Raw genomic sequence first — 13,905 nt, forward strand, 5'->3', positions numbered from 1 at the left:
CACGGCCACTGCATGCACATGCACTTGTGAGCGTCATACCCGCGCGCCGCGTGCGCGCGGCCGCAACCAGGATCGCGATGGAATCGACCTTCCAACCCTCCCGTTCAGCCGTTCCCGTGCTGTCCGTCTCCGGTGTGGGCAAGACCTACGCCGAACCGGTGCTCGCCGACGTCACGTTGACGCTCGTGCCGGGTGAAGCGCTCGCGCTGACGGGCGAGAACGGCGCCGGCAAGAGCACGCTGTCGAAGATCATCGGCGGGCTCGTCGACCCGACCGCCGGCACGATGCAACTCGGCGGCCAGGCCTACGCGCCGGCGAGCCGCACGCAGGCCGAGGCGCTCGGCGTGCGCATGGTGATGCAGGAGCTGAACCTGCTGCCGACGCTGACGGTCGCCGAGAACCTGTTCCTGAACCGTCTGCCGCGGCGCTTCGGCATCATCGATCGCGCGCGGCTGCGCGACGATGCGCGTGCCGCGATGGCGCAGGTCGGGCTCGATGCGGTCGACCCCGATACGCCGGTCGGCGCGCTCGGCATCGGCCACCAGCAGATGGTCGAGATCGCGCGCAACCTGATCGGCGACTGCCGTGTGCTGATCCTCGACGAACCGACCGCGATGCTGACCGCGCGCGAGGTCGAACTGCTGTTCGAGCAGATCGACCGGCTGAAGGCGCGCGGCGTGGCGATCGTGTATATCTCGCACCGGCTGGAGGAACTCGCGCGGGTCGCCGAGCGTGTCGCGGTGCTGCGCGACGGCCGGCTCGTGCACGTCGGCGACATGGCCGCGACGACGTCCGACGGGCTCGTCACGCTGATGGTCGGGCGCGAGGTCGGCGAGCACATCGACCTCGGCGCGCGCCGCATCGGCGCGCCGCGCCTCGTCGTGTCGGGCATGACGCGCGGCACGGCCGTGCAGGACGTGTCGCTCGAAGTGCGCTCGGGCGAAATCTTCGGCATCTCGGGGCTGATCGGTGCCGGGCGCACCGAATTGCTGCGGCTGATCTACGGCGCGGACACGCCGGACGCCGGGATGATCGCGGTCGGCGATCCGCTGAAGCCGGCGCGCATCGGCTCGCCCGTCGACGCGGTGAAGCACGGCATCGCGCTGATCACCGAGGACCGCAAGGGCGAAGGGCTGCTGCTGTCGCAGTCGGTCACGTCGAACGTGTCGCTCGGCCAGCTCGACCGGCTCGCGCGCGGCGGCATCGTCGATACGACGCGCGAGACGGCGCTCGCGGAGCGGCAGATCGACGCGCTGCGGATCCGCACCCACGGCGCCGCGCAGGCGGTCGGCGAACTGTCGGGCGGCAACCAGCAGAAGGTCGTGATCGGCCGCTGGCTCGCGCGCGACATGGGCGTGCTGCTGTTCGACGAACCGACCCGCGGGATCGACGTCGGCGCCAAATTCGAGATCTACACGCTGATGGGCGCGCTCGCGCGCGAGGGCCGTGCGCTGGTGGTCGTCTCGAGCGACCTGCGCGAGCTGATGCTGATCTGCGACCGGATCGGCGTGATGTCGGCCGGCCGCATGACCGCCGTGTTCGAACGCGGCAACTGGACCCAGGATGCGCTGCTGGCCGCGGCGTTCGCCGGCTTCGGCCGCGAAGCGCTGCACGACGGCGCACGCCATCCGGATGCGGAAAGCGCGCCGCGCGCGGCTTCCGCCTCTTCGACGACAGGACGACAGCAATGACCCAGCCTCCCGTATCCCCGAGCGACGCCGGCGCGCAGCAGGACGTGACCGGGCGCCGTGCGCGCACGCTGTCCGGCACGCGGCTCGGCGTGTCGAACTATCTCGGGCTCGCCGGCGCGCTCGCCGCGATGATCGCGCTGTTCTCGACGCTGAGCTCGCATTTCCTGACCTACGATACGTTCAGTACGATCGCGAACCAGATCCCCGATCTCGTCGTGATGTCGGTCGGGATGACGTTCGTGCTGATCATCGCCGGCATCGACCTGTCGGTCGGGTCGGTGCTCGCGCTGGCCGCGTCGATGGTCAGCGTGGCCGCGCTGAAATGGCAATGGGGGCCGCTGCCGGCCGCGCTGATCGGGATCGCGGTCGCGACCGTGACCGGCTCGCTGACGGGCGCGATCACGGTGGGCTGGCGGATTCCGTCGTTCATCGTGTCGCTCGGCGTGCTCGAGGCCGCGCGCGGTGTCGCGTACCAGCTGACGAATTCGCGCACGGCCTACATCGGCGACGCGTTCGATTTCCTGTCGAACCCGATCGCACTCGGCATCTCGCCGGCGTTCCTGATCGCTGTCGCGGTGATGATCGCGGCGCAGTTCGTGCTCACGCGCACCGTGTTCGGGCGCTATCTTGTCGGTATCGGCACGAATGAAGAAGCCGTCCGGCTTGCCGGGGTTAACCCGCGGCCGTATAAAATCCTCGTATTCGCACTGATGGGCGCGCTCGCGGGGCTCGCGTCGCTGTTCCAGATCTCGCGGCTCGAGGCCGCCGACCCGAACGCGGGCGTGGGCCTCGAACTGCAGGTGATCGCAGCCGTCGTGATCGGCGGCACGAGCCTGATGGGCGGGCGCGGCTCGGTGATCAGCACGTTCTTCGGCGTGTTGATCATCTCCGTGCTGGCCGCGGGGCTGGCGCAGATCGGCGCGAACGAGCCGACCAAACGGATCATCACCGGGGCGGTGATCGTGGTGGCGGTCGTACTCGATACGTATCGCAGCCGGCGCGCGCGCGCCCGGTAGAACTACACAGAAAGCAGACCAGAGAGAAACGGGAAATGGCGACGATCAAGGATGTGGCGGCCATGGCGGGCGTGTCGTTTACGACCGTCTCGCACGTGGTGAACAATTCGCGGCCGGTGTCCGCGGATGTGCGTGCGAAGGTCGAAGGCGCGATCCGCGAGCTGAACTACGTGCCATCGGCCGTGGCGCGCTCGCTGAAGGCGCGCTCGACGGCGACCATCGGCCTCGTCGTGCCGAACAGCACGAATCCGTACTTCGCGGAGCTTGCGCGCGGCATCGAGGACCAGTGCGCGGCCAACGGCTATTGCGTGTTCTTCTGCAACTCGGACGACGATCCCGTGAAGCAGCGCAACTACCTGCGCGTGCTGCAGGAAAAGCGCATCGACGGGCTGATCGTCGCGTCGGCCGGCGAGGACGCGGTGCTCGCGCAGACGCTCGCCGACGCGCATGCGCCCCTCGTCGTCGTCGACCGCAACATCGAGGGGCTCGCGGCCGACCTCGTGCAGATCGACCACGAACGCGGCGCCTACCTGGCGACGCGTCACCTGCTCGAACTCGGGCACGCGAAGATCGGCTGCATCACCGGGCCGACCGACACGGCCGTCAGCGCGATGCGCGTGCACGGCTTCATCCGCGCGATGGCCGAGCGCGGGATCGACATCGTGCCGGGCGCGATCGCGGAAAGCGATTTTTCGTGCCTCGGCGGCTATCACGCGGCATCGCGGCTGTTCGAGTCGGTGCACCCCAGCGCGATTTTCGCGGGCAACGACCTGATGGGCGTCGGCGCGCTGCGCGCGGCGGCCGAGCGCGGCATGCGCGTGCCGGACGACTGCTCGATCATCGGCTTCGACGACATCGAATTCTCCCGTTATACCTATCCGGCGCTGTCGACGGTCGGCCAGTCGGTGCGCGCCCTCGGCGAAATGGCCGCACAGACGCTGATCGAGCGGATCGGCGGCGGCTCGACGGCCGCGCCGAGCCGTCGTCGCGTCGTGTCGCCGCGCCTCGTGCTGCGCGAATCGACGGCGGTCTACCGCGAGCCGGCCGCGCCCGGTGCTCGCCCATGACGGCGCGTGCGGCAGGCGCCGGCCGGGTGACGGTGGTCGGCAGCCTCAACATGGATCTCGTCGTCCGGGCGTCGCGGCTGCCGTTGCCGGGTGAAACGCTCGCCGGTCACGCGTATGCGCAGGCCGCGGGGGGCAAGGGCGGCAACCAGGCCGTCGCGGCCGCGCGGCTCGGCGCGCAGGTCGCGATGATCGGCTGCGTCGGCGCGGATGCCCACGGCACCGCGCTGCGGGCCGGCCTCGAGGCCGAAGGCATCGACTGCTCGCGGCTCGCGACGAGCAAGACGGCGTCGACCGGCGTCGCACTGATCGTCGTCGACGACGCCAGCCAGAACACGATCGTGATCGTCGCGGGCGGCAACGGCGAAGTCACGACGGATACGGTGGCGCGGCACGAGGCGGCGCTGGCCGCGACCGACGTGCTGATCTGCCAGCTCGAGACGCCGCCGGACGCCGTGTTCGCTGCGCTGTCGGCCGGGCGGCGGCTCGGCCGCACCGTGGTGCTCAATCCGGCGCCAGCCGTCGCGCCGCTGCCGGACGGCTGGCTGCCGCTGGTCGATTACCTGATCCCGAACGAAGTCGAGGCGGCCGCGCTGACCGGGCTGCCGGTGCGCAATCCGGCCGAGGCGGAAGCCGCGGCGCGTGCGTTGCGGGCAACCGGCGCGCGCAACGTGCTGATCACGCTCGGCGCGCGCGGCGTGTTCGCGCTGACGGCCGACGGCGCGGCGCGCCACTATCCCGCCCCCGTCGTCAAGGCGGTCGACACGACCGCGGCGGGCGACACCTTCATCGGCGGTTTCGCCGCACGGCTCGCGGCCGGCGCGGACGTCGATGCCGCGATCCGCTTCGCGCAACGCGCGGCGGCGCTGTCGGTCACGCGCGCAGGCGCGCAGCCGTCGATTCCCTCGCTCGCCGAACTGGCCGAATAGGGCTCGATCGAGCATCCCGGCCGGCGCGTGCGACAGCAGGCGGCCGGCCATCTTTCCCCACTTGCCTGACCTCGATGCTCGCCACGCGTTTTCACGTAGCGGGCTGGCGGTGCTTCGCCCCTATTATTCTGAAATCTGTAATGAACTGGTGAATTGCTGAAAAAATTGACGTGAATACCATCAAGCTGCGCAACATCCGGTCGTAAATACATCAGGGCGAAACACTGTTTCGAAAAACGGGCGTTGCCCGTTCACGACGACGCAATACAGGAAGAATGATGGTGATCGGAAACCTGACGATACGTGCGCGCATCGGTTTGACGATGGCGTTTCTCGCGGTACTGCTGGGTGTGATCGGCGTGCTCGGCGTGTACGGGATGACGCGCTCGAACGACGCGACGCGCGAGATTTTCACGAACCAGATGCCGAGCGCGGTCGACGTGGCCGTTGCCGAAATGTACGCGGCGCGCGAGCGCCTGGCGCTCGATCGCGCCGCGCTGCTGGCGGGCACGCCCGACTCGGCTGCCGCCGTGGAACGCAGCCGCGCGATGCGCACGCAGTCCGACGCGTGGTGGCAAAAATACCTTGCACTGCCGCGCGGCCCGGAGGAAGACCGGCTCGCGCAGGACGTCGCCGCGAAGCGGCAGGCGCTGCAGCGCAGTTGCGACGCGTTCGGAGGCCTGGTCGCGGCGGGCGACCACGACCGGATCGGCGAGGGCGCCAAGCAGCTCCAGTCGCTTTACAACGACCTCGCGACCGCAGGCGAAGCGCTGCGCAATTTCCAGTTCTCCGACGGGCAGGCGGGCTTCAGCCGCGCGGAATCGTTGTACGAGACGCTGCGCGTGCTGTCGATCGTCCTGCTGGCGGCCGGTCTGGTTGCCGCTGCGCTTTCCTGGCTGACGCTCAGCCGTGCGATCGGCCGTCCGCTCGCGGACGCGCTCGCGCATTTCGACGCGATTGCCGCGGGCGACCTGCGCCGCTCGATCGTCGTGCATCGGCGCGACGAAATGGGCCAGCTCCTGGACGGTCTCGCGAGGATGCAGCGCGGCCTCGTCGACACGGTGCGCACCGTGCGCGGCGGCAGCGAGTCGATCGCGACCGCGGCGCGCCAGATCGCCGCCGGCAACATCGACCTGTCGTCGCGCACGGAAGAGCAGGCGTCCGCGCTGCAGGAAACCGCATCGAGCATGGAACAGCTGACCGGCACCGTGAAGCAGAACGCGGACAATGCGCGGCAGGCAAGCTCGCTGGCCGCGAACGCGTCGGAGATTGCAAACAAGGGCAATACGGTGGTCGGCCAGGTGGTCGGCACGATGGGCGAGATCAACGACAGCTCCGCGAAGATCGCGGACATCATCGCGATCATCGAGGGAATCGCGTTCCAGACCAACATCCTGGCGCTGAACGCGGCGGTCGAAGCCGCGCGCGCCGGCGAGGAAGGCCGCGGCTTCGCGGTCGTCGCGGGCGAGGTGCGCAGTCTCGCGCAGCGTTCGTCGAGCGCGGCCAAGGAGATCAAGATGCTGATCGACGCGTCGGTGGAGCGCATCCGGACGGGGTCGACGCTGGTCGACGAAGCCGGCCGCACGATGAGCGACGTGATCGGTGCGGTACAGCGCGTGACCGACATCATGGGCGAGATCGCGGCGGCGTCCGAGGAACAGAGCGGCGGCATCGACCAGGTCGCGCGCGCGGTCGCGCAGATGGACGAGGTCACCCAGCAGAACGCCGCGCTCGTCGAGGAAGCGGCGGCTGCCGCTCAATCGCTCGACGAACAGGCCGCGCGCCTGCGCGAGACGGCGTCGGTGTTCCGGATCGACGACGACGCGGCGCAGCCGGTGAGCGCTGCCGCCGCACGTCAGGCGCCGCGCGCGGTGCCCGCACCGGCCGCGGTGCCGGTTTCGCAGTCCGCGCCGGCCGTGGTGCGCGACGATCGTGATGCAGCGCCGAAGCGCGTCGCGCCGGCGCGCAAGCCGGCGGCCGCGGCCGCTGCGCCCGCTCCGGTGGCTGCCGGCGCCGACGACTGGGAAACGTTCTGATTCGCGCGTGCCGCGCATCTTTTCCCGGTAACTCTCCCGCTATCTCTCCCTATTTGGCAGCACACGACGCCCGCGACATGCGGGCGTCGTCGTTTCGACCGATGGAATGTGACAGCGCACGTGAACGTTCGTGCGTCGCCGCGCGCTGCGTGTTCGCATCCGCACTACGGGTATCTCCGGACGATGCGAAAAAAATTTGTAACGGCGCGCATAGCGTGTCGTCGTAAACGACCGCTCGAACGTCTAGGGATGAAGGGGGAGTGAAGGGTGCAGCGACGACGACGGAGGTGTCCAACGCACGAGACATTCCGATGCTCGACGAGACGTGGCGGATGCCGTTTCTGCGACACGGGAGATCGATTGTAAAGCGTCGAAATGTGTTGTCCAAGCGGTGTTGTCGAGAATGACGAACTTCATACGAAGAGTTCGTGAAAAAAAATAAGAAAGGGTTTAGGATGAATTCGAACGCGCTTGCTTCTGCGCAGTCATAGAAGGCAGGCACGTCTTCAGACTCAGGCGAGGGAGGTAGCATGGATATTTACAGCAGCTTCGCGAACCGCTTCGAAAAAACGCGAGAGGAAGAGTTCTCGCTGGAGGAGTACCTCGCGCTCTGCAAGAACGATCCGTCAGCGTACGCTACGGCTGGCGAACGCATGCTGGCTGCAATCGGGGAACCCGAACAAATCGATACCCGCATCGACCCGCGCCTGTCGCGGATCTTCGCGAACAAGGTTATCAAGGTCTATCCCGCGTTCCGTGAATTCTACGGAATGGAGGAAGTGATCGAGCAGGTGGTCGCGTACTTCCGCCACGCTGCGCAAGGGCTCGAAGAGAAGAAGCAGATCCTCTACCTGCTCGGCCCGGTAGGTGGCGGCAAGTCGTCGATCGCCGAGCGCCTGAAGCAGCTGATGGAACGTGTGCCGTTCTATGCGCTGAAGGGTTCGCCCGTCAACGAATCGCCGCTCGGGCTGTTCGACTACGACGAAGACGGCCCGATCCTCGAAGAGCAGTACGGCATTCCGCGCCGCTACCTGAAGAGCATCCTGAGTCCGTGGGCCGTCAAGCGCCTGCACGAATACAACGGCGACATCCGCCAGTTCCGCGTGGTACGCCGCTATCCGTCGATCCTGCGGCAGATCGGCATCGCGAAGACGGAACCTGGCGACGAGAACAACCAGGACATCTCGTCGCTCGTCGGCAAGGTCGACATCCGTAAGCTCGAACAGTACGCGCAGGACGATGCCGATGCGTACAGCTACTCGGGCGGCCTGTGCCTGGCGAACCAGGGCCTGCTCGAATTCGTCGAAATGTTCAAGGCGCCGATCAAGGTGCTGCACCCGTTGCTGACCGCGACGCAGGAAGGCAACTTCAAGGGCACCGAAGGATTCGGCGCGATTCCGTTCGACGGCGTGATCCTCGCGCACTCGAACGAGTCGGAGTGGAAGGCCTTCCGCAACAACCGCAACAACGAGGCACTGCTCGACCGGATCTTCGTCGTGAAGGTGCCGTACTGCCTGCGCGTGTCGGAAGAGATCAAGATCTACGAGAAGCTGATCCGCAACTCGTCGCTGGCTGAGGCCGTGTGCGCGCCGGGCACGCTGAAGATGATGTCGCAGTTCTCGGTGCTGTCGCGCCTGCATGAGCCGGAGAATTCGAGCCTGTTCTCGAAGATGCAGGTGTACGACGGCGAAAACCTGAAGGACACCGATCCGAAAGCGAAGTCGTATCAGGAGTATCGCGACTACGCGGGCGTGGACGAAGGGATGACCGGCGTGTCGACGCGCTTCGCGTTCAAGATCCTGTCGCGCGTGTTCAACTTCGACTCGAGCGAGGTCGCGGCCAACCCCGTGCACCTGATGTACGTGCTCGAACAGCAGATCGAACGCGAGCAGTTTCCGCCGGAGACCGAGCAGAAGTACCTGTCGTTCGTGAAGGACGTGCTCGCGTCGCGCTACGCGGAGTTCATCGGCAAGGAGATCCAGACGGCTTACCTCGAGTCGTATTCGGAGTACGGGCAGAACATCTTCGACCGCTACGTCACGTATGCGGACTTCTGGATCCAGGACCAGGAATTCCGCGATCACGACACGGGCGAAAGCTTCGACCGCGCCGCGCTGAATGCGGAACTGGAGAAGATCGAGAAGCCGGCCGGGATCAGCAATCCGAAGGATTTCCGCAACGAGATCGTGAACTTCGTGTTGCGTGCACGGGCGGCGAACGCCGGGAAGAACCCCGTGTGGACGAGCTACGAGAAGTTGCGCGTCGTGATCGAGAAGAAGATGTTCTCGAATACCGAGGAACTGTTGCCGGTCATTTCGTTCAATGCGAAGGGATCGGCGGAGGAGCAACGCAAGCATGAGGACTTTGTGAACCGGATGGTCGCGAAGGGCTATACGCCGAAGCAGGTGAGGCTGCTTTGCGACTGGTACCTGCGCGTGCGCAAGTCGTCATGACGCGCGCGGTACCGCGCCCGTGCGGCGAGTCCGTACGGGCGCCTTCAGAGGCGCCGCCCGCATGACGGCAGACGGCATGCGCGGCGAGTGCCCCGGCAGATCGACTTTCGAGCGGGAGACCGGGAGTGCTTCATCAAATCATCGACCGCAGGCTGGCCGGCAAGAACAAGAGCATCGCCAACCGCGAACGCTTTCTGCGTCGCGTCAAGAACTACATTCGTCGTGCCGTGTCGGACGCGGTGCGCGACCGTAGCATCAAGGATATCCAGAGCACGCAAAGCATCACGATTCCGCGCAAGGACATCGCCGAGCCGAATTTCCGGCACGCGCCTGGCGGACGTCGCGAATACGTGCACCCGGGCAACGAGGACTACGTGCGCGGCGACAAGATTCCGCGTCCGCAGGGCGGCTCGGGCGGCGGCGGCAGTCAGGCGAGCAACGAAGGCGAAGGGCAGGACGATTTCGTGTTCGAGCTGTCCCGCGACGAATTCATGCAGTACTTCTTCGACGACCTCGAACTGCCGCGCCTCGTGAAGACGCACCTGTTGACGGTGCCGAGCTGGAAGAACGTGCGCGCGGGCTGGTCGGCGGAAGGCACGCCGAACAACATCGACGTCGTGCGCTCGCTGCGCAGCGCGCTCGGGCGACGCATCGCGCTCGGTTCGCCGCTCGTCAACGAGCTGCGCGAACTCGAAGCGCGGCTCGAGGTGATGAAGCTCGATCCGGAAGACCGTCGCGAGGATATCGCGACGCTCGAGGCCGAGATCCATCACCTGAAGGGGCGCATCTGGCGAATCCCGTTCATCGATCCGTTCGACCTGCGCTACATCAACCGCGTGAAGCAGCCGCAACCGTCGAGCCAGGCCGTGATGTTCTGCCTGATGGACGTGTCGGGCTCGATGGACGAGCAGCGCAAGGATCTCGCGAAGCGCTTCTTCATCCTGCTGTACCTGTTCCTGAAGCGCAACTACGAGCGTATCGAGGTCGTGTTCATCCGTCACCACACGCGCGCCGAGGAGGTCGACGAGGACACCTTCTTCCATTCGACCGAAAGCGGCGGCACCGTCGTGTCGAGCGCGCTCGAACTGATGCGCAAGGTGCAGAACGAGCGCTACTCGCCGACCGAATGGAACATCTACGGCGCGCAGGCGTCCGACGGCGACAACTGGACCGACGATTCGCCGAAGTGTCGCAAAATCCTGGAAGAGGATATCCTCACCAAGACGCGTTACTTCGCGTATATCCAGGTCGCACCGGAAGAGCAGAACCTGTGGCTGGAGTACGCACAGCTGGCGCTGTCGCAACCGCACCTCGCGATGAAGAAAGTCGAATCGGCTGCCGACATTTACCCGGTGTTTCGCGAATTGTTCGAAAAGCAGGTGGAAATGTCATGACGACCCGCCATCTGCACAACGAGTCGCGCGGCTACGCGCCGCGCCCTTCCGGCGACGACACGGCCGGCCCTGCCGCATCGCAGCAAAGCGGCCGGACCGAACCGGCGGCGCCGGCCGCCGACTTGCCCGGTGCCGGGCAGAAGGAAGCGCGTATGAACGTTGCCGAACGCAAGCCGCTGCCGTGCCCGTCCGACTGGACGTTCGAGCTGCTCGAGGAATACGACACGCACATCTCGCAGGTCGCCGAGCAATACGAGCTCGACGTCTATCCGATCCAGCTCGAGCTGATCAGCGCCGAGCAGATGATGGATGCGTATGCGTCGGTCGGGATGCCGGTCAACTATCGCCACTGGTCGTTCGGCAAGCACTTCCTCGCGACCGAGAAAAGCTATCGCCGCGGCCAGATGGGCCTCGCGTACGAAATCGTCATCAACTCGAATCCCTGCATCGCGTATCTGATGGAAGAGAACACGATGACGATGCAGGCGCTCGTCATCGCGCACGCGGCGTACGGGCACAACTCCTTCTTCAAGGGCAACTACCTGTTCCGGCTGTGGACCGACGCGCACGCGATCATCGACTATCTCGTGTACGCGAAGAACTACGTCGCCGAATGCGAGGAGCGCTACGGCCTCGATCGCGTCGAGGAACTGCTCGATTCGTGCCATGCGCTGATGAACTACGGCGTCGACCGCTACAAGCGGCCGCAGAAGCCGTCGTTGTCGAAGGAGGCCGCGCTGCGGCGCGAGCGCGAGGCGTACCTGCAGTCGCAGGTCAACGAGCTGTGGCGCACGCTGCCGGGCAAGAAGCCCGAGCAGATGGAGGAGCAGGAAGGACGCTATCCGCCGGAGCCGCAGGAGAACCTGCTGTATTTCGCGGAGAAGAACGCGCCGCTGCTCGAGCCGTGGGAGCGGGAAGTGATCCGCATCGTGCGCAAGATCGGCCAGTACTTCTATCCGCAGCGGCAGACGCAGGTGATGAACGAAGGCTGGGCGACGTTCTGGCACTACACGCTGCTGAATACGCTGTACAACCAGGGCAAGCTGGAAGACGGCTTCATGATGGAGTTCCTGCACTCGCACAGCAACGTGGTCTACCAGCCGCCCGTCACGAAGCCGTACTACAGCGGGATCAACCCGTATGCGCTCGGCTTCTCGATGATGAGCGACATTCGCCGGATCTGCGAGGCGCCGACGGAAGAGGACTACAAGTGGTTTCCGGAGATCGCGGGCACCCCGTGGCTGCCGGCGATGCACTACGCGATGCGCAACTTCAAGGACGAGAGCTTCATCGCGCAGTACCTGTCGCCGAACCTGATCCGCGAGATGCGGCTGTTCTCGGTGCTCGACGACGACATGCGCGATTCGCTCGAGGTGTCGGCGATCCACGACGAGTCCGGCTACCAGTACGTGCGGCAGGCGTTGTCGCGGCAGTACGACATCCATCACCGCGAGCCGAACATTCAGGTGTGGGCCGTGAACACGCGCGGCGACCGCAGCCTCACGCTGCGCCATTTCATGACCGACAACCGCCATCTGTCGAACGACAGCGAGGAGGTGCTCAAGCACATGGCGCGGCTCTGGCAGTTCGACGTGTTCCTGGAAAGCGTCGACGAGGCCGGTACCGTGCGCAAGCGCTACGAGTGCCGCTACGTGCCGCCGGAGGTGCGTGTCTGATGATCGCCCGAGAATAGTTTGCATCGGACGCCAGCCTGAGGGCTGGCGTTTTCATATGACGAACACGCAACGGGAGAAAAATTTTCTACATCCGGACGAACCCGGAAAGCCCGTTACTTTACATTTCGCTAAAATCCCGTAGGCCGTGCCGCCGGAACCGGTGCCACGTGCGACCGCACGCGGCGGCCCCCAGCCGTCTCGCCCAGAAAGCACTAAAAGGAACAGACCAACCCATGGACGTCCAGACCGACCAAGCTGCGCTGTCCGCGCATGACACCCGGCGGCGCGTGTTCGCCATCGTCGGCGCCTCGTCGGGCAACCTCGTCGAGTGGTTCGACTTCTACATCTACTCGTTCTGCGCGCTGTATTTCGCACCGGCGTTCTTCCCGAGCGGCAACACGACCACGCAGCTGCTGAACACGGCCGGCGTGTTCGCGGCCGGCTTCCTGATGCGTCCGATCGGCGGCTGGCTGTTCGGCCGCATTGCCGATCGTCACGGCCGTCGCGCAGCGATGATGACCTCGGTGCTGATGATGTGCGGCGGCTCGCTCGTGATCGCGGTGCTGCCGACCTATGCGCAGATCGGCGCGCTCGCGCCGGCGCTGCTGCTGGTCGCGCGCCTGTTCCAGGGGCTGTCGGTGGGCGGCGAATACGGGACGAGCGCAACCTACATGAGCGAGGTCGCGCTGAAGGGGCGGCGCGGCTTCTTCGCGTCGTTCCAGTACGTGACGCTGATCGGCGGCCAGCTGTGCGCGCTGCTGGTGCTCGTGATCCTGCAGCAGGCGCTGTCGAACGACGAGCTGAAGGCGTGGGGCTGGCGCATTCCGTTCGTCTGCGGGGCGGCCGCCGCGCTCATCTCGCTGTACCTGCGCAAATCGCTCGACGAGACGTCGACGAGCGCATCGCGTGACAAGAAGGACGCGGGCACGATCCGCGGCGTGTGGCAGCACAAGGGCGCCTTCTTCACGGTGGTCGGCTTCACGGCCGGCGGCTCGCTGATCTTCTACACCTTCACGACGTACATGCAGAAGTACCTCGTGAACACGGCCGGCATGCATGCGAAGACGGCCAGCAACGTGATGACCGTCGCGCTGCTCGTCTACATGCTGATCCAGCCGGTGTTCGGCGCGCTGTCCGACAAGATCGGCCGCCGCACGTCGATGATCCTGTTCGGGACGTTCGCGGTGATCGGCACGGTGCCGCTGATGCACGCGCTGAAGACCGTCACGAGCCCGGTGGCCGCGTTCGTGCTGATCACGATCGCGCTGGCGATCGTCAGCTTCTACACGTCGATCAGCGGCCTCATCAAGGCCGAGATGTTCCCGCCCGAAGTGCGCGCGATGGGCGTCGGCCTGTCGTATGCGGTCGCGAACGCGATCTTCGGCGGCTCGGCCGAGTACGTCGCGCTGTGGTTCAAGTCGATCGGCAGCGAGGAAACCTTCTACTGGTACGTGACGGTGCTGTGCGCGATCTCGCTGATCGTGTCGTGGCGGATGCGCGATCCGAGCAAGGAAGGGTATCTGCGTCACGAACCGTGATCGGCAGGGCAGCCCGCCGGGCTGCCCGCATCGACCGGCAACGTGCAACAGGACGGCGCTCCGCGATACAGGCGGCGCGCCGTTTTTTCATGCGTGGCGTTTTCGCAT

At 66.0% G+C, this 13,905-nt stretch carries 9 protein-coding genes; all 9 read left to right on the top strand.

Annotated features, from left to right (window positions below; all coding sequences use genetic code 11):
• Nucleotides 1-77: 77 nt before the first annotated feature.
• A complete protein-coding gene (locus U4Y91_RS30450) occupies nt 78-1,691 on the top strand; it encodes a sugar ABC transporter ATP-binding protein (protein WP_321808164.1) in 1,614 nt (537 codons plus the stop codon).
• Nucleotides 1,688-2,707: an ABC transporter permease gene (locus U4Y91_RS30455; RefSeq protein WP_321808165.1), complete on the top strand. Its 1,020-nt coding sequence runs from the start codon at nt 1,688-1,690 to the stop codon at nt 2,705-2,707. Before U4Y91_RS30450 ends, U4Y91_RS30455 begins: the two co-directional genes overlap by 4 nt.
• A 35-nt stretch (nt 2,708-2,742) precedes the next feature.
• Nucleotides 2,743-3,774, top strand: a complete 1,032-nt coding sequence (locus U4Y91_RS30460) for a LacI family DNA-binding transcriptional regulator (protein ID WP_044843601.1) — start codon at nt 2,743-2,745, stop codon at nt 3,772-3,774.
• Entirely contained in the window at nt 3,771-4,700 is a 930-nt protein-coding gene (rbsK, locus tag U4Y91_RS30465; protein WP_321808166.1) for a ribokinase, read from the top strand. Before U4Y91_RS30460 ends, rbsK begins: the two co-directional genes overlap by 4 nt.
• Nucleotides 4,701-4,978: 278 nt before the next feature.
• Nucleotides 4,979-6,736 (top strand): methyl-accepting chemotaxis protein, encoded by a 1,758-nt coding sequence (locus U4Y91_RS30470; RefSeq protein WP_321808167.1) that lies wholly within the window; start codon nt 4,979-4,981, stop codon nt 6,734-6,736.
• Nucleotides 6,737-7,266: 530 nt separating this feature from the next.
• The gene (locus U4Y91_RS30475) at nt 7,267-9,189 is read left to right on the top strand and encodes a PrkA family serine protein kinase (RefSeq protein ID WP_321808168.1); all 1,923 of its coding nucleotides are present in this window, start codon (nt 7,267-7,269) and stop codon (nt 9,187-9,189) included.
• Nucleotides 9,190-9,314: 125 nt separating this feature from the next.
• Nucleotides 9,315-10,583 carry a YeaH/YhbH family protein gene (locus U4Y91_RS30480; RefSeq protein ID WP_321808169.1) on the top strand — a complete coding sequence of 423 codons (1,269 nt, stop codon included), beginning with the start codon at nt 9,315-9,317 and terminating at the stop codon, nt 10,581-10,583.
• A complete protein-coding gene (locus tag U4Y91_RS30485; RefSeq protein ID WP_321808170.1) occupies nt 10,580-12,259 on the top strand; it encodes a SpoVR family protein in 1,680 nt (559 codons plus the stop codon). Before U4Y91_RS30480 ends, U4Y91_RS30485 begins: the two co-directional genes overlap by 4 nt.
• Before the next feature lie 233 nt (nt 12,260-12,492).
• On the top strand, nt 12,493-13,797 hold the full coding sequence (locus U4Y91_RS30490) for an MFS family transporter (protein WP_321808171.1): 1,305 nt from the start codon (nt 12,493-12,495) through the stop codon (nt 13,795-13,797).
• Nucleotides 13,798-13,905 lie beyond the last annotated feature (108 nt).

It is taken from the genome of Burkholderia sp. BCC1993 (assembly GCF_905339865.1).
Taxonomy (GTDB): domain Bacteria; phylum Pseudomonadota; class Gammaproteobacteria; order Burkholderiales; family Burkholderiaceae; genus Burkholderia.

Coding starts and splice junctions, on each gene's coding strand:
- U4Y91_RS30470 (WP_321808167.1), top strand. CDS start 4,979: ATGGTGATCGGAAACCTGACGATACGTGCGCGCATCGGTTTGACGATG.
- U4Y91_RS30475 (WP_321808168.1), top strand. CDS start 7,267: ATGGATATTTACAGCAGCTTCGCGAACCGCTTCGAAAAAACGCGAGAG.
- U4Y91_RS30455 (WP_321808165.1), top strand. CDS start 1,688: ATGACCCAGCCTCCCGTATCCCCGAGCGACGCCGGCGCGCAGCAGGAC.
- U4Y91_RS30460 (WP_044843601.1), top strand. CDS start 2,743: ATGGCGACGATCAAGGATGTGGCGGCCATGGCGGGCGTGTCGTTTACG.
- U4Y91_RS30485 (WP_321808170.1), top strand. CDS start 10,580: ATGACGACCCGCCATCTGCACAACGAGTCGCGCGGCTACGCGCCGCGC.
- rbsK (WP_321808166.1), top strand. CDS start 3,771: ATGACGGCGCGTGCGGCAGGCGCCGGCCGGGTGACGGTGGTCGGCAGC.
- U4Y91_RS30490 (WP_321808171.1), top strand. CDS start 12,493: ATGGACGTCCAGACCGACCAAGCTGCGCTGTCCGCGCATGACACCCGG.
- U4Y91_RS30450 (WP_321808164.1), top strand. CDS start 78: ATGGAATCGACCTTCCAACCCTCCCGTTCAGCCGTTCCCGTGCTGTCC.